The organism is Streptomyces sp. NPDC001002, from assembly GCF_053599215.1.
In genome coordinates, this window is sequence record NZ_JBSFLV010000088.1 from 1 (window position 1) to 26,332 (window position 26,332).

Sequence of the window (26,332 nt, forward strand, 5' to 3'; positions counted from 1 at the left end):
CGCGAAGGCGATCTGGCGGCCGTCGGGCGACAGGGCGGGGAGATGAAGGGCGCGGACCGGTCGAGTGCGGGCCTCCCCCAGGTCGTACGCCTTCGCCCTGAACTTCGACCGGGTCGCGGTGCAGCAGATGGCCGCGCTGACGGCGCTGCCGGACATGTGACGCGTCGTCATGTGAGTGGTGTGCCGGGTCTGTTCGGGCCCGGCACACCCTCCTCCGCATGACCGGCCCCCTCCTGTCATGACCTTCTCGGCCGACCTTCTCGGCCGACCTTCTCTCCATGACTTTCTCTCCATGACTTTCTCCTCCGACCAGGGAGTTGTCCGATGTTCTTCCGTGGCCGCTCACTGAGCCGCCGCATGCCCAGACAGACGGTCGTCGCGACAGTGCTCGGGCTCTCGCTCGCGCTGTCCGCGTCCTCGGTCCAGGCATTGGCGCTCGACGACAACGCCCGGGGCAGCAGCCGCCCCGGTGTGCAGGACGACACGGATCCCGTCAAGGGAACCGCGGCGAAGGCCAAGTCCCGCCCCTCCGACCCGGCGCGCAAGGCCGCGGTCCAGGGCCTCGACAAGGCGGTGTGGCCCAAGCGGGGCGGCGCCGAACTCACGCTCGGTGCCACCGCCGAGCCGGGCGGTCTGCCGGTCAAGGTCGCCAAGGCCCAGGCCGAGGTGAAGAGCGGCGCGAAGGGCGGGGCGAAGGGCAGGGCCGGGCGGTCCGCCGACAAGGTCCGCGTGGATGTCCTCGACCCCAAGCAGGTCAAGGGGCTCGGCGCCGGTGTGCTCCTGGGTGTGGAGCGTGCCGACGGCGAGGACGCGGCGGCCAAGGTCCGGCTCACCGTCGACTACTCGGCGTTCGCCGAGGGCTTCGGCGGCTCCTACGCCTCCCGGCTCCGGCTGGTCCAACTCCCGTCCTGCGCCGCCGTGTCCGTGCCCGGCAGCAAGGACTGCCCCGAGCAGCCCAAGGTGCTGCGCACGGTGAACGACGTGCGGGCCGGCACCGTCTCCGCCGACGTGACCGCCGCACCGGCTCCCGCCGACGGCGTCTCCACCCAGGCCGCCGACGCGACCTCGCTGGTCGCGGTGGCGGCGGGACCGTCCGGCGCGCAGGGCACCTACAAGGCCACCGCCCTTTCCCCGTCGGCCAGTTGGAGCGTCGCCACCTCCTCCGGCGCGTTCAACTGGAACTACCCGCTGAACACGGTCCCGACCCCGGGCGGCCTGGTGCCCACCGTGGGCCTCGGCTACTCCTCCCAGTCGGCGGACGGCCGCACCGCGGCCACCAACAACCAGGGCTCCTGGGTCGGTGAGGGCTTCTCCTACGACCCGGGATACGTCGAGCGCCGCTACAAGCCGTGCGCCGACGACGGTCACGAGAACTCGGCCGAGCAGTGCTGGGCGTTCGACAACGCCACGGTCATGCTCAACGGCACCGCCGGTGAACTGGTCAAGGACGACAAGACCGGCGAGTGGCACATGTCCTCCGACGACGGCACCAAGGTCGAGAAGCTGACCGGCGCGGTGAACGATGACGAGGGCACGGACGACAAGGGCGAGCACTGGAAGATCACGACCGCGGAGGGCACCGAGTACTGGTTCGGGCTCAACCGGCTGCCGGGCTGGGCCACCGGGAACGAGGAGACCGACTCCGTCTGGACGGCGCCCGTCTTCGGCGACGACTCCGGTGAGCCCTGCTACAACGCCACCTTCACCAGCGCGCACTGCCAGCAGGCCTGGCGCTGGAGCCTGGACTACGTCAAGGACACCCACGGCAACGTGATGTCCTACTTCTACGACCGCGAGACCAACTACTACGCGCTCAACGCGAAGACGGACGTCAACGGCACCGCGTACCACCGCGGCGGTTACCTCAAGCGCATCGACTACGGCCAGCAGGACGGCAAGGTCTACGCGGCCAAGGCGCCGGCCCGGGTCGTGTTCAACACCGCCGAACGCTGCCTGGTCACCACCGAGTTCGACTGCGCGGAGTCCAAGCGCACCGCGGCGAACGCCGCCCGCTGGCCGGACGTCCCGGTCGACCAGGAGTGCAAGGCGAACGCCAAGTGCACCTCGCCCGTGACGACGTTCTGGACCACCAGGCGACTGGCCTCGGTGGTCACGCAGATACGCAAGGACGCCACGAACTACTCGGACGTGGACGCCTGGATCCTCACGCATCTGTTCACCGACAACGGCGACGACTCCAAGACGCTGTGGCTGTCGAAGATCGAGCACGAGGGCCGCGTCGGTACGGTCGCGAAGCTGCCCTCCGTGGACCTGTTCGGCGAGCAGCTCGCCAACCGGGTCGACGCGATCGGCGACAACATCGCGCCGTTCCACCGCTACCGCCTGTCGACGGTGCTCAGCGAGACCGGCGCCCAACTCGACGTGAACTACGCGCCGGTGGACTGCGCCAAGTCCGCGCTGCCCGCGCCGGACGCCTCGGTCAAACGCTGCTACCCGGTGAAGTGGGCACCGCCGGGCTACCTCGAACCGATCACGGACTGGTTCCACAAGTACGTCGTGTCGGCGGTCATCGAGACCGACCGCACCGGCGGCAGCGACGGCATGGTCACCCGCTACGACTACCAGGGCGACGCGGCCTGGCGTAAGGCCAAGCCGGACGGCATCACCGACGACAAGTACCTCACCTGGGGCGGCTGGCAGGGCTACGGCAAGGTCAAGGTCACCAGCGGCACCGCCGACGCGCAGAAGACCCGCGTCGACTACACCTTCATGCAGGGCATGAACGGCGACAAGGACGCCTCGGGCAGCACGCGTTCGGTCACCGTCAAGGACTCCACGGGAGCCTCGTACGCCGACGACGAGGAGTTCACCGGACACGAGCTGGAGGTCGCCACCTACGACGGCGCCAAGCTGGTCTCCAAGGTCATCAGCACCCCGTGGAAGTTCTACTCCGCGACGCAGGCCAGGAGTTGGGGCACCACGCGTGCGGTGATCGTGCGCACCGAGACGGGCCGCGGCTTCAGCCTGAAGGCGGACGGCACCTGGCGCGAGACCAAGTCGACGACGACGTACGACACTTCGAACGGCACCGGCCGCGTGCTCGTGGTCGACGACCAGGGCGATGTCTCCACCGCCAAGGACGACACCTGCACCCGCACCACCTACGCGGACAACGCCACGAAGAACATCCTCTCGCTGCCCGCGCGCAGCGAGTCGGTCTCCGTGAAGTGCGCGACGACGCCCGACCGCAAGACCCAGGTCCTTGCGGACGAGCGCACCTCGTACGACAAGGGCGCGTTCGGTGCGGCGCCCGTCAAGGGCGACGCGACGAAGACCGAGCGGCTGACCGCGCACAACGGCACCACCGCGACGTACCAGGCCACCGGTGTCACCGAGTACGACGGCTTCGGCCGGCCCACGTCCCAGCAGGACGCCAAGCAGATCGGCACGACGGCCGCGACGCGGACCGTCTACACCGAGACCAACGGCCTGCTGACCAGGACGAAGGTCACCAACGTCCTCGAGCACGCGACCACCACCGACTACGCGCCCGCCTGGGGCATGTCCCTGGGCCAGACCGACCCGAACGGCAGGCGCACCCAGCTCGCCTACGACGCACTGGGCCGGCTGACCTCGGTCTGGCTCCCGGACCGTGCCTCGACGCAGACGCCGAGCATCAAGTACTCCTACGACGTCCGCAAGGACAAGGTCACCTCGATCAAGACCGAGAAGATCGAGAACGACGGCTCCTACGGCGCCGAGTACCAGCTCTACGACAGCATGCTCAGGGCCCGCCAGATCCAGACCGAGGGCGCGGCCGGCACCCGGATGGTCGCCGACACCTGGTACGACGGGACCGGCAACGTCCGCAAGACCAACGCCACTTACAACATGGCGGGCGCGGCCGAGGGCGAGCTGTATCTCGCCCGCAACGGTGAGGTCGGCGAGCAGACCCTGCTGGAGTACGACGGCCTGGGCCGCTCCACCGCGCAGATCCTGGCGGTCGGCGGCGCCGAGCAGTGGCGCACCACGACCACGTACAACGGTGAACTCACCAATGTGGACCCGCCCGTCGGCGGTGTCCCCACCACGACGATCACGGACGGCCAGGGCAACGTCTCCGAGATCCGCCACTACCGGGGCGCCTCGCCGTCCGCGGGCGTGCCGTACGACTCGACGAAGTACACGTACGACCCGGCGGGTCACCTGGAGTCCGTCACCGACGCCGAGGACAACGTCTGGCGTTACGAGTACGACCAACTGGGTCGCAAAACAAAGTCTGTTGACCCGGACGCGGGCACCTCGCGCGTCGAGTACGACGAACTGGACCGCCCGATCGTCTCGTACGACGGCCGGAACAAGAAGTCCTCCACGGTCTACGACGCGCTCGGCCGGGTCCTGACCACCTGGCAGGGCGACGCGGGCACCGGCACCAAGCTCTCCGAGACCAAGTACGACAAGGCGGGCTGGCTGGGGATGGCCTACGGCTTCCTCAACTACACCTCCCCGACCGAGTACTTCGCCACGGCGATCCAGTCGGTGGACGAGTTCTACCGTCCGCTGAAGACCGCGTACCAGGTCCCCGCCTCGCAGAACTCCCTTGCCGGGACCTATGAGTTCACCACCACGTACAACCGGGACGGCACGGTCCAGAGCGCCGGTCTGCCCGCCATCGGCGACCTGCCGGCGGAGGCGCTCACCTACACGTACGACTCGCTTCAGCGTCCGATGACGATGCGGGGCTCCACCTCGTACGTCACCAACACCGAGTACACCACCAAGAGCCAGCTGCTGAGCCTGGAGCTGTACACGGGCAGCGGCAAGAAGGTCCAGCAGAGCTACGGCTACGAGAAGGGCACGGACCGCCTGACCCGCTCGCTGTTCGAGGTCATCGGCACGCCCACCCCGGTCAGGGACGCGCGCTACTCCTACGACCAGGCCGGCAACGTCCTGTCCATCGCGGACAGCGCGAACGCCACCGCGCCGGACCTCCAGTGCTTCGCCTACGACAGCCGCCAGCGCCTCAAGGATGCCTGGACGCCCGCGGCCACCGCGACGACCGCGGACGGCATGGGCACCCGCGGCTCCGGCACGCCGGTGGACGGCACCGGCCCGAGCGCCTGTGACTCCGCCGCCGGCACGAGCACGCTCGGCGGCCCGGCCCCGTACTGGAAGTCGTACGAGACCGACGCCATCGGCAACCGGCTGTCGGAGACCGTCCACGACACCGGTCTGGACGCGGCGAAGAACACCACCCGCAGCTACGAGTACGGCACCGCGGGCACCCTCGGCGACGGACCGCACCAGGTCACGAAGGTCACCGAGAACTCCCCGACGGGCACCCGGCAGTCGACGTACGAGTACGACGACTCCGGCAACACCACCAAGCGCACGATCGGCGGCGACGCCCAGTCCCTGCTCTGGACCGACCAGGGCAAGCTGAGCGAGGCCACCGAGGCGAACGGCACGAAGACCAGCTACCTGTACGACTCCGGTGGCAACCGCTTGGTCCGCAAGGACCCGTCGGGCACGACGCTCTACCTGCCGGGCACCGAGCTGAAGCTGTCGGCGGACGGCACGAAGAAGGAAGCCACCCGCTACTACGACTACGCGGGCCAGACGGTCGCGGTCCGCACCGCCTCCAAGGTCTCCTTCATCGCCGCCGACCACCACGGCACGGGCGAGCTGGCGATCGACGCGACGACCGGCGCGATCAGCCAGCGGCGCTACGACCCCTTCGGCGTCGAGCGCGGCACGAAGACCGGGGTCTGGCCGGGGGAGAAGGGCTATGTCGGCGGCACGATCGACGCCTCGACGGGCCTGACCCATCTGGGGGCGCGTGAGTACGACGCGTCGATCGGCAAGTTCATCTCGGTCGACCCGGTCATCGACTACACGCAGCCGCAGCAGATCAACGGCTACGCGTACGCCAACAACTCGCCGGTCACGCACGCCGACCCCAGCGGCATGATCGTCCCGGAGTGCCGGGAGGGCCTGATCGAGTGCCGCGGCGGCATCCCCGTCACGAGCACGCCCAAGGAGGTCACGGACGCCCAGTCGGAGGTCAGCAAGGCGTCCTCGGAGCTGGCGAGCGCGCAGTCGCAGCAGTCCTCCGCCAAGCAGCGCATCAAGTCGGCGGGCAAGGCGCTGATAAAGATCGCCCGGGACATCCTGGGCGTGGACGCGGCCCTGGACTGCATCTCCAGCGGTGACGTCGGCGCGTGCGGCGAGACGCTCCTCAACATCGCGGGCAGCTTCGCGGGCGGCCTGGCGGGCAAGATCCTCGCCAAGTACGGGGCGCCGTGGAAATGGGCCAAGGGCATCAAACTCGCCAAACGCGTCACCGGCCTGGTCGGCGACCTGATCGGCGGCGCGAAGGGCCTGTGGAAGGCGAACAAGGCGGTCGGCAAGGCGAGTGCGGGCCTGGCCAAGGCGACGGACAAACTGGCGGACGCGAGAAAGAAGGCGGCGGCCGCACTCAAGAAGTCGAAGAAGTCGGACCCGGAGTGCCACAGCTTCCTGCCGGGCACGAAGGTCCTCCTCTCCGGCGGCGGCACCAAACCGATCGAGAAGGTCAAGCTCGGCGACAAGGTCGTCACGACCGACGCGAAGACGGGCAGGACGACGGTCCGCGAGGTAGCGGGCACGATCGTCACGGAGGACGACAAGTCCTTCTCCGACCTGACGGTGAAGACGGCATCGGGCAAGCCGCAGTCCCTGATCGCCACGACGACCCACCCGTTCTGGGTGGTGTCGGAGGGGGCGTGGATCAAGGCCGGCGCCCTGAAGCCCGGCATGAAGCTGCGCACGGCTTCGGGCGACACGGTCGAGCTGACGGCCAACCGCCAGTACGAGAAGCGACAGCGGACGCATGACCTGACGGTCACCGGGATTCATGCGTACTACGTCTTCGCCGATGCCACCCCGTTGCTGGTGCACAACTGCGACATTGCTTTGGGATGGCAGAACAAGGGCAAGCTCGACGAATGGGCCAAGGAGAACAAGTTCACCACCTACTCCAACGTATCTCCGAGGGACTACGCCCAGATCGTCGAAAAGGCCGCCGCCGACTCGAGTGTGACGCTGCACATCAACATGACAGGGCTGAACGAATTGGGCGGCTTCGTGGCGGCTGCCCAGCGTGGCCTCAGGGCCGGCGAGCTCGGGCATGCCACCGACAATGAGCTGTCCATGGTCGCCAGAGCCCTTGTCAACGGACAACGTGAGTGGAGTTCCGTCAAGTTCTACTCACCGAAGGGGCCGAACGGTTCCATGGCTCTGGACGATGCGACATCCATGCCGGATCTATCAGGGTTGGAAGGAGATCTTTCTCCGCTGAAGGGTTCGAGCATCGGTTACTGCCACTGCTGAGGAATGGGATATGGACACCTCTCCGAAGGACTTGTACCCGGACGTAGTCGCTCTGGGCGGCCTCGGAGCAGCCATGAAAGAGGCTGCGGGGCTGAGCGGACGCGGCATCGGGACGGTGTATGACGTGTCCGGTGTCGTGCGGATCGAGACGGCACGGGGTGTGGTGTCGGTCGAGCCTGCGGCCGGGGAGCGTCGGTTCCTGGTGAGTGTCCATATCCCGGGGTTCACCTGGGCGATCGGCTCCACGGGCGATCTTGGATTGCTCGTGGAGGCGGTCGCCGCCTGGCGGGACGGTATGCCGTTCGACGAGTTCGCGGCGCGGTTCGAGTTCATGGAGCTCGACGAATTCACCGGGGCGATCGAAGGCGGAGAGCCGGCCGCAGCGCAGTGGGCCGACCTCCTGTCGGCCGAGTTCCACCAGGCACAGTGGAACCTCCTCCGCCGCATCCATGCGGATGAAGAGCTCCGGCGTTTCTTCCCCACCATCTCGCACGGTGCCGTCCGCCTCCGGGTGGATCCGCTCGACGGAGCGAGCCGGCAGATCCTGGTCCATGAGGTGGCGACGGAGCGGTACGAGGTCGTACGTCCCGGTGCACCCGATGCCACCTGGGTCGAGGTGCCGGCCGCCGATCTGATCGCCTACCTGCGCGCCGCCCTCATCCCCTGACCCCTGGATCCCCCGGTCCGGTCCCTCGATCCACTCGCGCAATGGCCGGTTCTCGTGCCTCCCGAGGTTCCCGCTGCCCTTTTCTCGTGACCTCGACCACGAATTGACCCCCAGCAGGCAACCATGTGAACGAGCGGTGAATCTAGCTTCTCGTAGCGAGGCTATGATGTGACCGAGATTGATGCTTAATTCAGACAAACGGGGATTTATCACGTGAAGGCTCTCGTGCTCTCCGGAGGAGCGGGTACCCGCCTCCGCCCGATCACCCACACCTCGGCCAAGCAGCTGGTGCCGGTGGCGAACAAGCCCGTGCTGTTCTACGGCCTGGAGGCGATCGCCGAGGCCGGGATCACCGAGGTCGGGATCGTCGTCGGGGACACCGCCGAGGAGATCCGGGAGGCCGTCGGCGACGGCTCGCAGTTCGGGATCGAGGTCACCTACATCCCGCAGGACGCACCCCTCGGGCTCGCCCACGCCGTCCTGATCGCCCAGGACTTCCTCGGCGACGACGACTTCGTGATGTACCTCGGCGACAACTTCATCGTCGGCGGCATCAAGGGCCTGGTGGAGGAGTTCCGCAGCGAGCGCCCCGACGCGCAGATCCTGCTGACCAAGGTCCCCAACCCCACCTCCTTCGGTGTCGCCGAACTCGACGCCGACGGACGCGTGGTGGGCCTTGAGGAGAAGCCGAAGCACCCGAAGAGCGATCTCGCGCTCGTCGGCGTCTACCTCTTCACCCCCGCCGTGCACGAAGCCGTCCGCTCCATCGAGCCCTCCTGGCGCGGCGAGCTGGAGATCACGCACGCCATCCAGTGGCTGATCGACGACAAGCGCGACGTCCGCTCCACCACGATCTCCGGCTACTGGAAGGACACCGGCAACGTCACCGACATGCTGGAGGTCAACCGGTCCGTCCTGGAGACCGTGCAGCCCCTGATCGCGGGCACGGTCGACGAGGAGAGCGAGATCATCGGCCGGGTACGGATCGAGGCGGGCGCCCGCGTCAGCGGCAGCCGCATCGTCGGCCCCGCGATCGTCGGCGCCGGTTCGGTCGTCAAGCACGCCTACATCGGTCCCTTCACATCCGTCTCCGAGGACTGCAGGATCGAGGACAGCGAGATCGAGTACTCCATAGTCCTGCGCGGATCCTCGGTGACCGGCGTGCGCCGCGTGGAGGCCTCGCTCATCGGGCGCGACGTCGAGGTCACGCCCGCGCCCCGCAACCCGTCGGCCCACCGGCTCGTGCTCGGTGATCACAGCAAGGTGCAGATCTCTTCATGACCACCGCCCCTACCCGAATCCTGGTGACCGGCGGCGCCGGGTTCATCGGCTCGCACTACGTCCGTACGCTGCTCGGCCCCGAAGGCCCCGGTGACGTCGCGATCACCGTGCTCGACAAGCTGACGTACGCCGGCAACCCGGCCAACCTCGACGAGGTGCGCGCGCACCCGGGGTTCGCCTTCGTGCAGGGCGACATCTGCGACCCCGAGCTGGTCGGCAAGCTGATGGCCGAGCACGACCAGGTGGTGCACTTCGCCGCCGAGTCCCACGTGGACCGCTCCATCGACGGCGGCGCCGAGTTCGTTCGTACGAACGTCGTCGGCACGCACACGCTCATCGACGCCGCCCACCGCGCCGGCATCAAGACCTTCGTGCACATCTCGACCGACGAGGTCTACGGTTCGATCGACGAGGGTTCCTGGCCCGAGACGCACCCGCTGGAGCCCAACTCGCCCTATTCCTCGGCGAAGGCGTCCAGCGACCTGATCGCGCTGTCGTACCACCGCACCCACGGCCTCGACGTCCGCGTCACCCGCTGCTCCAACAACTACGGGCACCACCACTTCCCCGAGAAGGTCATCCCGCTCTTCGTGACCAACCTCCTCGACGGCAAGAAGGTCCCGCTGTACGGCGACGGCGGCAACGTCCGCGACTGGCTGCACATCGACGACCACGTCCAGGGCATCGAGCTGGTGCGGACCAAGGGTCGCGCCGGCGAGGTCTACAACATCGGTGGCGGCACCGAGCTGAGCAACAAAGAGCTCACCGGGCTGCTCCTCAAGGCCTGCGGCGCCGACTGGGAGACCAGCGTCGAGTACGTCGAGGACCGCAAGGGCCACGACCGCCGCTACTCCGTCGACTGCACGAAGATCCGCGAGGAGCTCGGCTACGAGCCGCGCAAGGGCTTCGAGCAGGGCCTCGCGGAGACGGTCCAGTGGTACCGCGACAACCGCGCCTGGTGGGAGCCGCTGAAGGAGCGGGCCGCGCTGTGACCCCGCCGCTGCAGAAGCAGAACTGGCTGGTCACGGGTGCCGGCGGCATGCTCGCCCAGGACGTCCTGGCGCGGCTTGCCCTCGCCGGCATCCCGGCTGTCGCCGTCACCCGCGCCGAACTCGACGTCACGGACCCGGAGTCGGTGCGCACGGCCCTGGCCGCACACCGTCCCGCCGTGGTCGTCAACTGTGCCGCCTGGACGGCCGTCGACGACGCCGAGTCCCGCGAGGACGAGGCCCTGCGCGTCAACGGCGACGGCGCCCGCCACCTCGCCGAGGCCTGCGCGGCCGACGGCGCCGTACTCCTCCAGGTCTCCACGGACTACGTGTTCGCGGGCGACGCCGAGAAGCCGTACGCGGAGGACGCCCCCACCGGCCCGCGCGGCGCCTACGGCCGCACCAAGCTCGCGGGCGAGCGCGCCGTCCTCGACACCCTCCCGCGCACCGGCTACGTCGTGCGCACGGCCTGGCTGTACGGCGCGGGCGGCGGCAATTTCGTCCGTACGATGATCAAGCTGGAGGGCGTCAAGGACACCCTCGACGTGGTCGACGACCAGCGCGGTCAGCCCACTTGGACCGCCGACCTCGCCGACCGCCTGGTCCGCCTCGGCCAGGGCGCTCTCGCCGGCACCGCACCGGCCGGCGTCTACCACGGCACCAGCTCCGGCGAGACGACCTGGTACGGCTTCACCCGGGCCATCTTCGAACACCTCGGCGCCGACCCGGACCGGGTCCGGCCCACGACGAGCGCGGCCTTCGTACGCCCCGCACCCCGGCCCGCGTACAGCGTCCTGGGCCACGACCGGTGGGCGGCGGCCGGCATCGAGCCGATCCGTGACTGGCGCGAGGCGCTCGCGGAGGCGTTCCCGGCGCTGGTGACGGCGGAGCGGGGCTGACAGCGGTACAACCCAACACCGGGGCGGAGGGTCGGAGTTGACATGAAGAGAAGTCATGTCGTCGGCGCCGCCCTGGTGTTGCTGCTGGCCGCCTGCGGGTCGGACGGCGAGGCACCACCACAACACCCCGGCGTCCGCTCCGACTTCGACGGAGACGGATACGGCGATCTCGTCGTCTCCGACACCACCGCGACCGTGAACGGGAAGTACGCCGCCGGATACGCGGCCGTCCTGCGCGGCTCCGCGCAGGGCCCCCGGCTCAAGGGAGCGCAGATCGTCACCCAGAACGAGCTCGGGCTCGGCAAGGCGGGCGAGGGCGGTGGCTTCGGCAGCTCAAGCAGCAGCCTCAGTGCCGACCTCGACGGTGACGGGCGGGCCGACTTCATCACCCAGGCGGGCTACCGCACGGTCTTCGTCGTCTGGGGGAGCGACAAGGGGCTCTCCGGTGCGGCCCGGTTGAAGGGGTCCGCGCCGCTCACCGGAGACGTCGACGGGGACGGGCACGCCGATCTGGTCCTGTCCGGGGTCGCCGGGAGCCACGACAACGCCGTACGGGTGCTGCTGGGGCCGTTCGACCGCAAAGGCGTGCCGCACAGCACTGTCTCCGTCGACCTGACGCCCAACGATCCGGCGCACTATGACGCGGTGCCCGCCGCCCTCGGGGACGTCACGGGGGACGGCAAGGACGATCTCCTGGTCTCCTGGGGGATGCTGGTGGACGAGGCACCCATCGCGGAGGCCGCCTATCTGTACCGGGGCGCCGCGGACGGGAAGTTGTCCAAGGGGCCGCGGCTCACGGACGAGCGGGGCGAGGACTTCTACGGCTCCGCGCTCACGACGGCGGACATCGACAAGGACGGGTACGCCGACGTCGTGGTGGGGCGCGACTGCGAGGCGCGGGGCGACCCCATGATTCCGAAGGGTCGCAGCCGGCTGGGTGTGCTGTACGGAGGGCCCAAGGTGCGAAGCCAGCGGTTCACGGCGGACACGGCGGGGCTGCCGGTCCAAGGACCCTTCTCCTTCTGCTCGTTCGGCGGCCGGCCCGTGGTCGGTGACACGGACGGGGACGGGTACGCCGACGTGGTGTTCTCGGCCGAGGTCGAGAAGGGCCTGAAGCGGGAGCTCCTCGTGCTGCGAGGGAGTGCCGAGGGGCTCACTCTCAAGGGGGCGCAGGCCGTGCCCGGCGACTCGGCCGTGCTGCTCGACACCGACCGCGACCGGGCGGCCGAACTGGTGGTCGAGGATCAGGGCGAGGTCCGGGTGCTGCACGGTGGACCGGACGGCGTCGACACCTCCCCGATGCTGACGATCAAGGCGGCCGACCTCGACCTCGGACCGGAGATAACGGGTCTGCGGCGCGGCCTCTGGCCCGTCGGATGACGAGAAGGGCCCTTGCGGACGGATCCGCGAGGGCCCCTCTTCGTGTGTCCCGCCTCTTCGTGCGGCTGCGTCGGCTCAGCCGCGCAGCTCGGCGTAGTACGCCTGGCAGTCCTCCCACGACGGCAGCAGCCCCCGCGCCTCCGCCTCGGCCAGGGTCGGCGCCGCCGCGTCCTTCTCGGAGAGGACCGGCTCCACCGTCGTCGGCCACTCGATGCCCAGGTCGGGGTCGAGCGGGTGGATGCCGTGCTCACGTTCGGGGGCGTAGCCCTCGGAGCACAGGTAGACCACGGTCGCGTCGTCGGTCAGCGCCATGAAGGCGTGCCCGAGCCCCTCGGAGAGGTAGACGGAGTGGTGGTCCACGTCGTCCAGCCGTACCGCCTCCCACTGCTTGTACGTGGGGGAGCCGGTGCGGATGTCGACGATGACGTCCAGGATCGCGCCGCGTACGCACTTCACGTACTTGGCCTGGCTGGGTGGTACGTCGGCGAAGTGGACGCCGCGCAGAGTGCCGCGGCTGGAGACCGAGCAGTTGGCCTGGGCCAGGTTCAGCCGGTGGCCGGTGGCCTCGGCGAAGTCCGGCCCCTTGAACCACTCGTGGAAGCTGCCGCGCGCGTCGGGAAAGACCTTCGGCTCGTGGATCCAGGCGCCGGCGATGCCGAGCTGCCTCATGTCGTTCACATCCTTGGTGTGCTGTGTCGTGCGGTGGGTCCGGGGTGCGGCGGTGGTCAGCCGACGAACTTCGCCGCCAGCCGGCGGACCTTCTTGCGGGCGGAGGAGGGCAGCCTGCGCACGATCGGACCGCCGACGGCACGCAGCCTGCGGCGGACGGTGGCCTTGCGCCGCCTGGTGATCGTCGCGCGGACCAACTCCGGTTCCACGACCGGGAGTTCACTGCCGAGGCGGAGGCGTCCGCCGCCGTTGACCGTGACCGGGCAGAGGTCGAAGGCGGGGTTCTTCTCCCCGTCCAGCCGCACCGAGGCCTGCCAGCGTCCGGCGGGCACCGTCACGCGCTCGGGCAGGAGGAGGTGGCTGCGGCCCTCTATGGGGACGATCTGGGCGGGCACCACGTGCGTACGGCCGCCTTCGGCGGTCAGCACCAGCTCCGTCTTCAGCGGCGCGGTCGCCGGGCGGGCGAAGACGTCGAGCCGCAGCTCCGGCCGGCTGCCGGGCATCCGGAGCACCGGACGGCCCTCCAGGTACTCCGCCATCCTCTTGCTGCGGCGGGCCACGTCGAGCGTGAGGTTGCCGTGCGGGTCGGTGAAGTACGGGATGACCGGGCGGGCCGGCGAGCCCAGCAGCGCCGGGCGGCACTCCGCGTCGACCTTCGGGGCGCGGTCGGCACCCAGCCGGGCCTTGCGGACCAGACCGAGACCGCGCACCGGGACCCACAGGTCCCAGAAGCCGCGCGAGACGGGACCGCGGCCCTTGGCGCCCTGCGGGTTGACCTGACCGGTGCCGCGCAGGACGACCTCGCAGGCGCCGTCGCCCAGGTCCTCCACGGCGGAGGTGAACTCCATCGGGCAGGGCCACTCGACGGCGGTCTCGCGGTTGCGCAGCGACATCTCGGCCTTGTACTCGGCCAACTCGTCGGTGACGTCGACCAGTTCGCCCTCGCCGAGCAACCCGTCGGTGTACTCGGGGTGCAGGTAGAAGCGGTCGTCGCGGCGCAGCACCTTGAGCGGCTCGCCGTTCTCGCCCTGGGTGAGCCGGGCGGTGACCGTGACGGCCAGCTTGCCGTTCGGCTGCCAGGCGACGTCCTCTAGCCGAGCCGTGCCCTTGACCCCGCGCGCGAACTCGGCGAGCTTCAGCAGGCCCGGGCGGTCGTCGCGGCGCAGCAGCGTGGAGCGGATACGGGAGATCGCGCCGAGCCCGTCGTGCACGCCGTCGCCCATGAAGTCCTTGGCCAGCGGCTGGATGGCGTCGACCATCTCGTCCAGGTAGGCCTGCTCGTACTTCAGGACGTTGGGCTCGCTGATCCGGCCGAGCATCTCCACCCGGTAGAAACGGCGCAGGAGCATGTCCCGGAATTCACCGGGCTCGGTGTTGGCGATGACGACGTCGAGGACCTCGCGGAGGTTTCCGTAATAGCCGGACGGGACCGGCCTGGTGGAGCCCGCGTTCTTTCCGTCGTCGCGCTTCGAGTAGTAGTAGCAGGTGTAGCTGCCGAGAATGGAGACGACCTTCGCGGGGAAGTAGGTCTCCATCATGTAGAGCTGGTCCTCCAGCCGCCGCTTTCCCTCGGGATAGGCGATGTTGTTCTCGCGGAGGAACTCGGTGCGGAACATCTTGTGCGGAGTGAGGCTGTCGTACAGGGGCGCGTCGTGAATGGTGCACTTCTCCCGGTCGACCCGGAAGACCCCGTGCGGCACACCGCGGAAGTTGCTGGCCACCTTGCCGATGACGATGTCCGACCCGTTGCGGTGACCCATCTCGTACAGCCGTCGCAGTGCGTCCGAGGCCAGGTAGTCGTCCTGGTCCACGAACTGGACGTACTCGCCCTTCGCCTCGCCCACGCCGATGTTCCGCGGCTTGCCCGGCCAACCCGAATTCGGTATGTGCACGACCCGGAAATGCGGGTGCTGCGTGGCAAGGGCATCCAGTTCGGCGGGCGTCTCGTCGGTCGACCCGTCATCGACGAAAATGACTTCGAACTCGTCGACGGAGAGGGTCTGCTTCAACAGCGAGTCGATGCAGGGCTGAATGTACTTTCCCGGGTTGTACACCGGGATGATGACGCTCACCTTGGTCGGCATCTGAGGAACCTGTTCTCCTGTCGGGTAGCCCTGCGGGGGTGACGGTCACGTGGACACGCGGTGGCCAAGATGTGTATGGCTGGAGTCACAGAGTAGCCGCAGTGCTTTGGGGTACAAGAGGGGGATTCGGACCCTCCGGTTCCGTGCCGGATCCCGGGCGGCCGTGGGGCCGACCGGCCCGGTTTGACCAGGCCGCGAGCGGGCCCGTAGCCTAGACCGTCGGCGTGTCAGTACAGAGGCATGCCACATCCCCGTAAACCTCTTACCTTCCGGGCGCCTCGGCGACCGGGAGAGGCTGTCCGTGTTCGTACCGGACCGCTGGCCTGCGGGGGTGCCGTTCTCCGAGCGAAAGAGAGATCCGCGTGTACGCCATCGTGCGCAGCGGTGGTCGCCAGCACAAGGTTGCTGTCGGCGACATCGTTGAGGTTGACAAGATTTCCACCGCCAATGTTGGCGACACGGTCGAGCTCTCGACCCTGCTCGTTGTCGACGGCGACGCTGTGACCAGCGACCCGTGGGTGCTGGCCGGCATCAAGGTCCAGGCCGAGGTCGTGGACCACCACAAGGGCGTCAAGATCGACATCCTTCGCTACAAGAACAAGACCGGTTACCGCCGTCGTCAGGGCCACCGCCAGCAGTACACGGCGATCAAGGTCACTGAGATCCCCGCGGCTGCGAAGTAAGGGACTGAGGAGACATGGCACACAAGAAGGGCGCATCGTCCACCCGGAACGGTCGCGACTCCAATGCCCAGCGGCTCGGCGTGAAGCGCTTCGGCGGTCAGGTCGTCAACGCGGGTGAGATCCTGGTCCGCCAGCGCGGCACCCACTTCCACCCCGGTGCGGGCGTCGGCCGTGGCGGCGACGACACGCTGTTCGCGCTGAACTCCGGCGCGGTGGAGTTCGGCGTCCACCGTGGCCGCAAGGTCGTGAACATCGTTCCGGTCGCCTGACACATCAGGCAGCCGATTCAGGTGACTGATTCGGGCAACTGATCGGAAGCTTTCGCGAGGCGGACCTCACTTCCCTTCCGGGAAGCGGGTCCGCCTTTCGCGTGTTGACCTGGAAACACTGTTGTACGTAACTGGAGGCACATCCCATGACCACCTTCGTGGACCGCGTCGAGCTGCATGTCGCCGCGGGTAGCGGAGGCCACGGCTGTGCCTCCGTCCACCGTGAGAAGTTCAAGCCGCTCGGCGGCCCGGACGGCGGCAACGGCGGCAGGGGCGGTGACGTCATCCTCGTCGTCGACCAGTCCGTGACCACGCTCCTCGAGTACCACCACTCCCCGCACCGCAAGGCCACCAACGGCAAGCCCGGTGAGGGCGGCAACCGCTCCGGCAAGGACGGCCAGGACCTGGTCCTGCCGGTGCCGGACGGCACGGTCGTGCTCGACCGCGCGGGCAACGTGCTCGCCGACCTGGTCGGCGAGGGCACCTCGTACGTCGCCGCGCAGGGCGGCCGGGGCGGTCTCGGCAACGCGGCGCTGGCCTCGGCCCGCCGCAAGGCCCCCGGCTTCGCGCTGCTCGGCGTGCCCGGTGACCTCCAGGACATCGTCCTCGAACTGAAGACGGTCGCCGACGTGGCCCTGGTCGGCTACCCGAGCGCCGGCAAGTCCTCGCTGATCTCCGTGCTGAGCGCGGCCAAGCCGAAGATCGCGGACTACCCCTTCACGACGCTGGTGCCGAACCTGGGCGTGGTGACCGCGGGCGAGACCGTCTACACCATCGCGGACGTCCCCGGCCTCATCCCCGGCGCCAGCCAGGGCAAGGGCCTCGGCCTCGAATTCCTGCGCCACGTCGAGCGGTGCAGCGTGCTCGTGCACATCCTCGACACCGCCACGCTGGAGTCCGAGCGCGACCCGATCTCCGACCTCGACATCATCGAGGAGGAGCTGAAGCAGTACGGCGGCCTCGACCGGCGCCCGCGCATGGTCGTCCTGAACAAGATCGACGTACCGGACGGCAAGGACCTCGCCGAGATGGTGCGGCCTGACCTGGAGGCCCGTGGCTACCGGGTCTTCGAGGTGTCGGCGGTCGCGCACACCGGCCTGCGTGAACTGTCCTTCGCACTCGCGGAGTTGATCGCCGAGTCGCGCGCGGCCAAGCCGAAGGAGGAGGCGACCCGGATCGTCATCCGCCCGAAGGCGGTCGACGACAGCGGCTTCACGGTCGTACCGGAGGAGGACGGTCTCTTCCGCGTGCGTGGCGAGAAGCCCGAACGCTGGGTCCGCCAGACCGACTTCACCAACGACGAGGCCGTCGGCTACCTCGCCGACCGCCTCAACCGCCTCGGTGTGGAAGACGCGTTGATGAAGGCGGGCGCCCGCTCCGGCGACGGCGTCGCCATCGGCCCCGAGGACAACGCGGTCGTCTTCGACTGGGAGCCGACCGTGATGGCGGGTGCGGAGATGCTCGGGCGGCGTGGCGAGGACCATCGCTTCGAGGCGCCGCGGCCTGCGGCGCAGCGGCGCCGGGACCGGGATGCGGAGAGGGACGAAGCGCTTCAGGAGTACGGCGACTTCGATCCGTTCGAGTAGCAGTACCGGGTGGTTGTCAGCGCCGGGCCGGAAAGTGCGGACCGGCGCTGAGAAGCACCCTCGTGTCGCCCCTACACAGTGATCTCCTTCGGTAACACTCTCCTCGGCACCACCAGCACGAAGGCGAGTGTCTGCCCAGTTGTCATGCGCACGCATGCCCGTGTTCAGCGCGTGGACCTCCCGCCTGCGTGAGCCTCTAGGTGTCCAAGAGGCCAGCGAGGCAAGGGAGTTCACCCGTGACCGGAGCAATCTCGCCTGACCGACGCCGATTTCTGACCGCGGGGGCCGCCGTCGTCGGCGCCGCCGCCTCCGCTCAGCTCTGGCTGCCCGGTACCGCCCGGGCGGCCGAAGTCCCGCTGCCCGACGGGGTGTTCAGCCTCGGGGTCGCCTCTGGGGACCCGCTGCCCGACGGGGTCGTGCTCTGGACCCGGCTCGCCCCGGACCCGCTGCACGGCGGCGGTATGCCGGACCGCGTGGTCCCGGTGGAGTGGGAGATCGGGGAGAACAAGTGGCTCGGCAAGCCGGTGCGCCGGGGCGTCGCCCAGGCCCGGCCCGAGTACGGGCACAGCGTCCACGTGGATGTACGCGGACTGCGCCCGGGGCGCACGTACTGGTACCGCTTCCGGGTGAGCGGGCAGCTCTCGCGCACCGGGCGGACCCGTACCGCCCCCGCGCCGGGCAGCACCGGCGGCTCGCTGCGGGTCACCCTCGCCTCCTGCCAGAACTGGCAGAACGGCTACTTCCCGGCGTACGCCGACATGCTCGCCCAGGACCCCGATGTCGTGCTCTTCGTCGGCGACTACATCTACGAGTCGGCGCCGGTGTCGACCGGGCCGCGCCGGCACGAGGGCACGGGGGAGCCGTACACCCTGGTGCAGTACCGCAACCGGTACGCGCAGTACCGCAGCGATCCCGATCTCGCCGCGATGCACGCGAACGCGCCCTGGGTGGTCACCTTCGACGACCACGAGGTCGACAACGACTTCGCCGGAGAGATCCCGCAGGACCCCGACAAGCAGACCCACGACGCCTTCGTGGCCCGGCTGACCGCGGCCTACCAGGCGTACTACGAGCACATGCCGGTGCGTGCGAGCGCCGTGCCGAGCGGGCCGCACATCCAGATGTACCGGCGGCTGGAGTTCGGGCAGTTGGCCCGGCTGAACGTCCTCGACACCCGCCAGTTCCGCAGCAACCAGGCCACCAGTCAGGCCGGTGCGCAGAACCCGTCGCTGACCATGCTGGGCGCGAAGCAGAAGAAGTGGCTGCTCGACGGGCTGCACGGCTCGTCCGCCCGCTGGAACCTGATCGCCTCGCAGATCATGATGGCCGAGACCGACCTCCAGGTCGGCGCGGGCAAGCTCTGGTACTACGACGCGTGGGACGGCTACCAGGCCGAACGCAACGCACTGATGGGGGAGTTCGCGCGCGTCCGCAACCCCGTCGTGCTCACCGGCGACCGCCATCTGACGATGGTCAGCGACCTGAAGAAGGACTTCGCCGATCCGCGGTCCGCCGTCGTGGGCGCCGAGTTCGTGGGCACGTCCATCTCCAGCAACGGCGACCAGAACCAGGCCGCCTTCCACACCGAGTGGGACCCGCGCATGCCGGACAACCCGCACTGGAAGCTGATCGACGCCCACCGCGGCTACCACCTCTTCGACATCCGGCGCGACGGCATCGACGCGCAGGTGAGGGTGGTCGACACGGTTCTGAGTCCGCAGGCGACACCGAGCACGCTGGCCCGGCTGCGGGTGGAGGCGGGACGGCCGGGGGTCGAGCTCGTGTGACCTCCGTACGAGGGAAGCCTGGGGCTCATCCGCGTCCCAGGCGGCTCTCAGTCCAATCTCAGGTACTCCTCTTACCCTCCGTTAACCATGGAGATCGACTGTACGAGTGATGACGACAGGGTGAACGGCGGGCGTGCGGGTCTCGTCCCGCGCCCGCCCGCCCCGCTGCCCGCCGGGACCCGGCTGCTGCACATCGGGCCGCACAAGACCGGGACCACCTCGATCCAGGGCGCGTTGTTCGCCGCGAAGGATCAACTCCCCGCGTACGGGGTCGCGTTCCCGGCGAGCACCAGACATCCGATGGAGGCGGCGCTGGCCGCCTGTGCCCGGCCGGCGATGATGGGCGACACCGCGCCGACCGACAGGCACTGGACGCGGCTGCTGGATCAGGTGGCGGCCACCAAGGCGAACACCTCGGTGGTGAGCAGCGAGTTCTTCGCCGACGCCGAGGACGGGGCGACCGTACGGCGGATCGTGGAGCAGCTCGGCGGGGAGCGGGTGCATGTCCTGGTCACCCTGCGGCCGTTGGCCCGGATCATGCCCTCGCAGTGGCAGCAGTACGTGCAGAACGGGCTGCGCATGGGCTACGAGGACTGGCTGGAGCACATGCTCCGCAAGGCGCCGTACGAGAAGCCCAACCCCAGCTTCTGGCGCCGGCACCGGCATGACCGGCTGGTGGAGCGGTGGGCCGGGGTGGTCGGGCCCGAGCGGGTCACCGTGGTCGTGGTGGACGACGCGGACCGGGACGGGCTGATGCGGACCTTCGAGGCGCTGCTCGGGCTGCCCGCCGGGTTGCTGCGGCCGGTTCCGGACGCGGCGAATCGTTCCCTCACCCTCGCCGAGACCGAAATGCTGCGGAATCTTAATGTGGAATTCCGCGGCAATGGGCTTCCCGACGAGCTGTATTCCAAGCTCGTGCGCAACGGCGCCGTGATGCATATGAAGAACTCGTGCAGCCCGTCGCCCGAGGACGTGAAGATCGCCACCCCGGAGTGGGCCCTCGACGCGGCGGCCGGGATCGGCGCCGAGATGGCCGGGCGGATCGGCGCGCTGGGCGTACGCGTGATCGGTGATCCGGCCGTTCTTTCGGCCCGGCCGAAGCCGCCCGCCTGGGAGCCGCCGGCCGAGCCGCGGATCGCTCCCGAGGTGGCCGCGCAGGCGCTCTACGGCGTGCTCGCCGCGGCCGCCGCGGTGCCGGTCAGGCACACCGCGCCGGCGAAGGCGCGGACCGTACACCAGACGTCTTCCAGGGAACTGGTGAAGGTGCTCGGGCACCGCTGTCTGAAGAGGCTGCGGCGGCACTGAGGCGCGGGCGTCAGTGCGGGCATCAGCGCAGACGTCAACACCGGCGTCACCCTGAGTGGATTTCATGCTCCTGTGGAGTTACTCACAGCAATAAAGCGGGAACCCGGACACCGATTCCCGCGTCACCAGCAGTGCAAGGTGAATGGCAGGTAGCGGGCACATATGCAGCGAACGGCGCTCGCCTTGCACTGCGGTTACCGCAAGTGGGACCATTTCAAGGTTCCCAATCGCCCAAGGTAGGTCCTCTGTGTCCCAGCACATAGCCAAGCCCCGTACCACCGCAGTGATCCTGGCCGGTGGTACCGGCCAGCGCGTGGGTCTGTCGATCCCCAAGCAGCTGCTGAAGATCGCCGGCAAGGCAGTCATCGAGCACACCCTCACCACCTTCGAGAGGGCTGACTCGATCGACGACATCATCGTGCTGATGGCGCCGGGGTACGTGCCCGACGTCGAGAAGATCGTCGCCAAGGCCGGCTTCACCAAGGTGAAGAAGATCATCGAGGGCGGCTCCACGCGGAACGAGACCACCGAGCGCGCCATCGAGGCACTCGGCGAGGGCCTGCCCGAGGGCGAGGACCTGAACGTCCTCTTCCACGACGCCGTGCGCCCGCTGCTGTCGCAGCGCGTCATCGACGACTGCGTGGTCGCCCTGGAGCGTTTCCAGGCCGTCGACGTGGCCATCCCGTCCGCGGACACGATCATCGTGACCCGCACGCACGGCGACGACGGCGAGTTCATCACCGAGATCCCGGACCGCTCCCGGCTGCGCCGCGGCCAGACCCCGCAGGCCTTCAAGCTGTCCACGATCAAGCGCGCCTACGAGGTCGCCGCCGGCGACCCCAACTTCCAGGCCACGGACGACTGTTCGGTCGTGCTCAAGTACCTGCCGGACGTGCCGATCCACGTCGTCGCGGGCGACGAGTACAACATGAAGGTCACCCAGCCCGTCGACGTCTTCATCGCCGACAAGCTCTTCCAGCTCGCCTCCACCGCCACGCCCGAGCAGATGGACGAGGCGACCTACCGCGAGCTGCTCACCGGCAAGACGGTCGTGATCTTCGGCGGCTCCTACGGCATCGGCAAGGACATCGCCGCCCTCGCCGAGGCCTACGGCTCCAAGGTCTACGCGCTGGGCCGCTCCACCACCGGCACGCACGTGGAGAACCCGGAGGAGGTCGACGACGCGCTGTCCAAGGCGTACGCGGAGACCGGCCGGATCGACTACGTCGTGAACACCGCGGGCGTGCTGCGCATCGGCAAGCTGGCCGAGACCGACAACGCGACCATCGAGGAAGCGCTGAAGGTCAACTACCTGGCACCGGTGCAGATCGCTCGTTCGGCGTACAAGTACCTGGCCGAGACCAAGGGCCAGTTGCTGCTGTACACCTCCAGCAGCTACACCCGGGGCCGTGCCGAGTACAGCCTCTACTCCTCGACCAAGGCCGCCATGGTGAACCTCACCCAGGCCCTGTCCGACGAGTGGGCCGGCGACGCCATCCGGGTCAACTGCGTCAACCCCGAGCGCACCGCGACGCCCATGCGCACCAAGGCCTTCGGTCAGGAGCCGACGGGCAGCCTGCTGTCCTCCGAGGCCGTCGCGCGCACCTCGCTCGACGTGCTGCTGTCCGAGCTGACCGGGCACGTCATCGACGTCCGCCAGCAGGACCCGACGGCGGGTGCCGCGCAGGCCTCCGGCTTCGAGGCGGCGCTGGCCTCGGTGCTCGACCGGCAGGACGGCGTGTAATAATTGGCGGCAATTCTTCTTCGTCGGTAATTCAGGCCTCTGAGACTGCTCGTTAACCGGGCGTTCGCGGAGGCCTGAATCCGTACCCCGGAGAATTACCACCGAATTACCACAAACCCTGCGCACCCTCAGACCAACCGGCACTCCCTCGCAGAGCAGGTTCTCAGTGATATCCACCGCTATTCGCGTCGCCCGGGTCGGCAGCGCGGCCGAGCTGGCCGCGGCGGCCCTGATGATGCTGGGCTACCCGGCCCTCATGCTGGCCGCGCTCGTCCCGAACGTGTACGCCTTCGCGGCCGCCGCCGCCGTGACGTATCTGGCGGACCACTATCTGCACCGCAAGGGCAGCTACCTCGTCAACCGGCTCAGCAAGGTCCGCGCCGGACTGTCGATCCGCTTCCTGATCAGGCAGCTCCTGCTGATCCTGCTGCTGGCCCGCATGGACCTCGCGGACAACCTGATCTACTACGGCGCCATAGCGTGCTTCATCGCGTTCTACGGGCTCCAGGCCCCGCACGGCGCCCTGGTCACGCTGATCCGCAACCGCCGCCGGATGCCGGTCGCCACCCGCAACGTCGACCTCGAGTCGCGCATCCGCATCCCGGACGCCCCGCCGCCAGGACTGCTGAACCGCTCGGCCGAGAAGATGCTCCACCTCGACCTGTTCGCCGTCATCGGCATCCTGGTCTCCTGCGCCGTGGACAACTCCGTCGCCGGTTTCGTCGGCATCGGCATCACCCTGCTCCTGGGCTCCCTCTACGTCCTCGCGCTGGTCCCGTACGTCCGCGGCAGCAAGATCCCGCCGAACGCGGACAAGGTGCTGGCCGCCGTCGACGAGTGGCTGCGCGACTACCGGCCCGAGACGGTGCTGTACTTCTCCGGCTCCAAGGACTCCACGTACCAGGTCAACATGTGGCTGGAGACGATGGAGGAGCTGGCCTCCAAGCCGCTGATCATCCTGCGCGAGCGGGTCATACTGCAGACCCTGGCGCCCACCACGGTCCCCGTCATCTGCGTGCCCGGCGGTGTGCACCTGATGAACATGGACCTGGACACCGTGCGGGTCGCCCTGTACGCGGCGAACGTCGGCAAGAACATCCACCTGCTGCGCGTGCCCACCATGAAGCACGTCTTCATCGGCCACGGCGACAGCGACAAGCTGGCCAGCGTCAACCCGTTCAGCAAGGTGTACGACGAGGTGTGGACCGCGGGCCGGGCCGGCCGCGACCGCTACGCCATCGCCGACGTCGGCGTACGCGACGAGGACATCGTGGAGGTCGGCCGCCCGCAGCTGGCGCCGATCGAGACCCGCAAGGGCGCGGTGGACGGACGTATCCCGACCGTCCTGTATGCGCCCACCTGGGAGGGCTGGGACGGCGACCCCGGCAACACCTCCCTCGTGCTGGCCGGCGAGAACATCGTGAAGAAGCTGATCAAGGCCGACCCGCCGGTCCGCGTCCTGTACAAGCCGCACCCCTTCACCGGCACGGTGAGCGCGGCGGCCGGCTCCGCGCACCGGCGCATCACGGCCCTGGTCGAGAAGGCCGCCCTCCAGCGCACCACCGACTCCCGCTTCACCGCCGAGGCGGCCGAGCAGGAGGCGGCGAAGGCCGACCTGGCCCGGATCGAGGCCCGGATCGCCGAGCTGTCCGGCACCGGCGGCGAGAAGGGCGACGAGGCCGAGGCCACCCGCGACGGCGTGGTCGACGTCGAGAAGCACGCAGAGGTCGCCCGGTTGCGCGCCGAGTGGAACGACGCCTACTGGCGCTCCTTCGGCAGCTTCGAGCACCGGGTCGTCACGGGCGCCGAGCCGCGTCTGTACGACTGCTTCAACGTGTCCGACGCGATGGTCTCCGACATCTCCAGCGTGGTCTCCGACTTCATCGCGAGCGGCAAGCCGTACGCGGTCACGGACTCCGCCGAGCTGGGTGTGGAGGAGTTCAAGCGGCAGAACACCGCGGTGCGCGCGGCCGTGATCCTCTCCAACAAGGCCGGCGAACTGGGCGAGCTGCTGGCCGCCGTCCGCGACCCGGCCGCCGACAAGCTGGCGGCGGACCGCAAGGAGCTCAAGCAGTACCTGCTCGGCCCGGACGAGCCGACCTCCATCGAGCAGTTCAACACCGCGGTCGCGGACCTGGCCCGCAAGGCCGGCACCCGCAACCTCGGCCAGGAGTCCCGCAACGCGGCCGGTGTCCCCGGCGCGGACGAGCTCTCCGACGCGTTGTCGGCGCCACAGCCGCCCGCCGTGTGAAAAAGGTGAGAAGGGCCCGGTTTTCGCGGATCGACCGTCGAAAACCGGGCTCTTTTACGTATCTCCAGGCAACCGTCCCGGCCGGTGGTCCGTCTTCAAGGTGTCGAGTGGACCTATCAGAGGGAAACTGTCCATGACCAAGGGGAGACGTGACCGTGGCGCAGCCTGATGTGAGCGTGATCATCGGGGCGTACGAGGCGATGCCGTACCTGCGGGAGTGCCTGGCCTCCGTCGAGGCGCAGAGCATCGACCCGGCGCGCATCGAGGTCATCGCGGTCGACGACGGTTCCACGGACGGCACGGGCGAGTGCCTGGAGGAGTTCGCGGCCCGGGCGCCGATGCCGGTCACCGTGATCCGGCAGGACAACTCCGGTGGCCCCAGCGGCCCGCGCAACGTGGGCCTGGGCAAGGCGGCCGGGCGTTACGTCTTCTTCCTCGACGCCGACGACCGGCTCGGCACCGAGGCGCTGGAGCGGATGGTCGCCGCGGCCGACCGCAACCGCACGGACGTGGTCCTGGGCCGCGTCGAGGGCGTCAACCGCAAGCCGCCGACGACGATGTGGGACCGGTCCTTCGACCGCACCGACGTCTTCTCCTCCAACATCAAGTTCACGCTGAGCGCGCAGAAGCTGTTCCGCCGGGAGTTCCTGGAGCGGCACGGCATGCGCTTCGACGAGTCGCTGTGGACCGGCGAGGACGCGCTGTTCACCATGGAGGCGTATCTGCGCGCGGACGGCGTCTCCGTGCTCGCCGACTACACCTGCTACTACCTGGTGGGCCGCGAGGACGGCAAGCACGTGACGAAGACGGGGAGTTACATCCTGCGCTTCGACTCCGCGCGCGCCCTGATGAACCTGATCGCCGCGTACGTGCCCCCGGGCGAGCGGCGGGACGCGCTGCTGGTGCGGCCCTTCCTGGTGACGCTGCTGCCGCAGTTCGGCGTCAAGTACCTGAGGAACAGCGAGAAGGTCAGACGGCACAAGTTCGAGCTGGCGAAGCCGCTGATGGAGGAGTACTGGAGCGAGGGCATAGCCGCCCGGCTCCGGGTCGAGGAGCGCCTCCGGCTGCACCTGGTGGCCGAGCGGCGGCCCGAACTCCTGCTGCCCGTCATCGAGTTCGTACAGCAGAAGCAGGAGGCGGCCCGGCTCCTGGAGCACAAGGGCCACCATCTCTACTTCGGTTACCCGTACTTCCGCGACGCGGCGGTGGGCATACCCGACTGGATATACCTCGCCGCCCCGCGCGAGGCCCGCGGCTTCCCCGGCTACCGCGAGCACTCCGTCTCGTCCGTGCTGAAACGGGCGGCCAGGAAGGCCCGCAGGGTGCTCACTCCGCCGGGCGGGACGGCCCAGGCGGTATAGCGACGACAACGGCCGTACAGCCAGGGGCTGTACGGCCGTATCGCT

The 26,332-nt window shown here is 69.0% G+C and carries 16 protein-coding genes; 14 read left to right on the plus strand and 2 right to left on the minus strand.

Annotated elements, in window-relative coordinates:
- The first annotated feature begins 357 nt into the window (after positions 1 to 357).
- The 6 genes from ACWDR3_RS31895 to ACWDR3_RS31920 all read left to right on the plus strand — a co-directional run bounded on the left by ACWDR3_RS31895 (position 358) and on the right by ACWDR3_RS31920 (position 12,548).
- The gene (locus ACWDR3_RS31895; protein ID WP_450356048.1) at positions 358 to 7,332 is read left to right on the plus strand and encodes a polymorphic toxin-type HINT domain-containing protein; all 6,975 of its coding nucleotides are present in this window, start codon (positions 358 to 360) and stop codon (positions 7,330 to 7,332) included.
- 10 nt (positions 7,333 to 7,342) lie between these two features.
- Positions 7,343 to 7,999, plus strand: coding sequence for a hypothetical protein (locus ACWDR3_RS31900; protein WP_450356049.1), 657 nt, complete (start codon positions 7,343 to 7,345; stop codon positions 7,997 to 7,999).
- Between the two features lie 213 nt (positions 8,000 to 8,212).
- Positions 8,213 to 9,280 (plus strand): glucose-1-phosphate thymidylyltransferase, encoded by a 1,068-nt coding sequence (locus tag ACWDR3_RS31905; protein ID WP_450356050.1) that lies wholly within the window; start codon positions 8,213 to 8,215, stop codon positions 9,278 to 9,280.
- Positions 9,277 to 10,272 carry a dTDP-glucose 4,6-dehydratase gene (rfbB, locus tag ACWDR3_RS31910; protein ID WP_450356051.1) on the plus strand — a complete coding sequence of 332 codons (996 nt, stop codon included), beginning with the start codon at positions 9,277 to 9,279 and terminating at the stop codon, positions 10,270 to 10,272. The genes ACWDR3_RS31905 and rfbB overlap by 4 nt, the downstream gene beginning before the upstream one ends.
- Positions 10,269 to 11,168 carry a dTDP-4-dehydrorhamnose reductase gene (gene rfbD, locus ACWDR3_RS31915; RefSeq protein WP_450356052.1) on the plus strand — a complete coding sequence of 300 codons (900 nt, stop codon included), beginning with the start codon at positions 10,269 to 10,271 and terminating at the stop codon, positions 11,166 to 11,168. The genes rfbB and rfbD overlap by 4 nt, the downstream gene beginning before the upstream one ends.
- Before the next feature lie 42 nt (positions 11,169 to 11,210).
- Positions 11,211 to 12,548, plus strand: a complete 1,338-nt coding sequence (locus tag ACWDR3_RS31920; protein ID WP_450356053.1) for an FG-GAP repeat domain-containing protein — start codon at positions 11,211 to 11,213, stop codon at positions 12,546 to 12,548.
- Positions 12,549 to 12,623: 75 nt separating this feature from the next.
- Here ACWDR3_RS31920 and rfbC read toward each other — a convergent pair whose 3' ends face one another.
- Together rfbC and ACWDR3_RS31930 are read right to left on the minus strand one after the other, a co-directional pair.
- Positions 12,624 to 13,217, minus strand: coding sequence for a dTDP-4-dehydrorhamnose 3,5-epimerase (gene rfbC / locus ACWDR3_RS31925; protein ID WP_450356054.1), 594 nt, complete (start codon positions 13,215 to 13,217; stop codon positions 12,624 to 12,626).
- Positions 13,218 to 13,273: 56 nt separating this feature from the next.
- Positions 13,274 to 15,301 carry a glycosyltransferase family 2 protein gene (locus ACWDR3_RS31930; RefSeq protein WP_450356055.1) on the minus strand — a complete coding sequence of 676 codons (2,028 nt, stop codon included), beginning with the start codon at positions 15,299 to 15,301 and terminating at the stop codon, positions 13,274 to 13,276.
- 362 nt (positions 15,302 to 15,663) lie between these two features.
- Here ACWDR3_RS31930 and rplU point away from each other — a divergent pair, with 362 nt between their 5' ends.
- The 8 genes from rplU to ACWDR3_RS31970 all read left to right on the plus strand — a co-directional run bounded on the left by rplU (position 15,664) and on the right by ACWDR3_RS31970 (position 26,287).
- Positions 15,664 to 15,984, plus strand: a complete 321-nt coding sequence (gene rplU / locus ACWDR3_RS31935; protein WP_200303235.1) for a 50S ribosomal protein L21 — start codon at positions 15,664 to 15,666, stop codon at positions 15,982 to 15,984.
- Between the two features lie 14 nt (positions 15,985 to 15,998).
- Entirely contained in the window at positions 15,999 to 16,253 is a 255-nt protein-coding gene (rpmA, locus tag ACWDR3_RS31940) for a 50S ribosomal protein L27 (RefSeq protein WP_123999934.1), read from the plus strand.
- Positions 16,254 to 16,399: 146 nt separating this feature from the next.
- Positions 16,400 to 17,839, plus strand: a complete 1,440-nt coding sequence (gene obgE, locus ACWDR3_RS31945) for a GTPase ObgE (protein WP_450356056.1) — start codon at positions 16,400 to 16,402, stop codon at positions 17,837 to 17,839.
- A 236-nt stretch (positions 17,840 to 18,075) separates the two neighbouring features.
- Positions 18,076 to 19,626 (plus strand): alkaline phosphatase D family protein, encoded by a 1,551-nt coding sequence (locus tag ACWDR3_RS31950; protein ID WP_450356057.1) that lies wholly within the window; start codon positions 18,076 to 18,078, stop codon positions 19,624 to 19,626.
- Positions 19,627 to 19,713: 87 nt separating this feature from the next.
- Positions 19,714 to 20,931 carry a hypothetical protein gene (locus ACWDR3_RS31955; RefSeq protein WP_450356058.1) on the plus strand — a complete coding sequence of 406 codons (1,218 nt, stop codon included), beginning with the start codon at positions 19,714 to 19,716 and terminating at the stop codon, positions 20,929 to 20,931.
- A gap of 247 nt (positions 20,932 to 21,178) precedes the next feature.
- Complete coding sequence (locus ACWDR3_RS31960; RefSeq protein ID WP_450356059.1) at positions 21,179 to 22,675, plus strand: D-ribitol-5-phosphate cytidylyltransferase; 1,497 nt, start codon at positions 21,179 to 21,181, stop codon at positions 22,673 to 22,675.
- 166 nt (positions 22,676 to 22,841) lie between these two features.
- Positions 22,842 to 24,926, plus strand: coding sequence for a hypothetical protein (locus ACWDR3_RS31965; RefSeq protein ID WP_450356060.1), 2,085 nt, complete (start codon positions 22,842 to 22,844; stop codon positions 24,924 to 24,926).
- A gap of 149 nt (positions 24,927 to 25,075) precedes the next feature.
- Positions 25,076 to 26,287, plus strand: a complete 1,212-nt coding sequence (locus ACWDR3_RS31970) for a glycosyltransferase family 2 protein (protein WP_450356061.1) — start codon at positions 25,076 to 25,078, stop codon at positions 26,285 to 26,287.
- Positions 26,288 to 26,332: the final 45 nt, after the last annotated feature.

What these genes read in the sequence shown, in the direction of transcription:
- ACWDR3_RS31895 (WP_450356048.1), top strand. Translation starts at nt 358, where the DNA reads ATGCCCAGACAGACGGTCGTCGCGACAGTGCTCGGGCTCTCGCTCGCG.
- ACWDR3_RS31900 (WP_450356049.1), top strand. Translation starts at nt 7,343, where the DNA reads ATGGACACCTCTCCGAAGGACTTGTACCCGGACGTAGTCGCTCTGGGC.
- rfbB (WP_450356051.1), top strand. Translation starts at nt 9,277, where the DNA reads ATGACCACCGCCCCTACCCGAATCCTGGTGACCGGCGGCGCCGGGTTC.
- ACWDR3_RS31920 (WP_450356053.1), top strand. Translation starts at nt 11,211, where the DNA reads ATGAAGAGAAGTCATGTCGTCGGCGCCGCCCTGGTGTTGCTGCTGGCC.
- rfbC (WP_450356054.1), bottom strand. Translation starts at nt 13,217, where the DNA reads ATGAGGCAGCTCGGCATCGCCGGCGCCTGGATCCACGAGCCGAAGGTC.
- ACWDR3_RS31930 (WP_450356055.1), bottom strand. Translation starts at nt 15,301, where the DNA reads ATGCCGACCAAGGTGAGCGTCATCATCCCGGTGTACAACCCGGGAAAG.
- rpmA (WP_123999934.1), top strand. Translation starts at nt 15,999, where the DNA reads ATGGCACACAAGAAGGGCGCATCGTCCACCCGGAACGGTCGCGACTCC.
- obgE (WP_450356056.1), top strand. Translation starts at nt 16,400, where the DNA reads ATGACCACCTTCGTGGACCGCGTCGAGCTGCATGTCGCCGCGGGTAGC.
- ACWDR3_RS31955 (WP_450356058.1), top strand. Translation starts at nt 19,714, where the DNA reads ATGGAGATCGACTGTACGAGTGATGACGACAGGGTGAACGGCGGGCGT.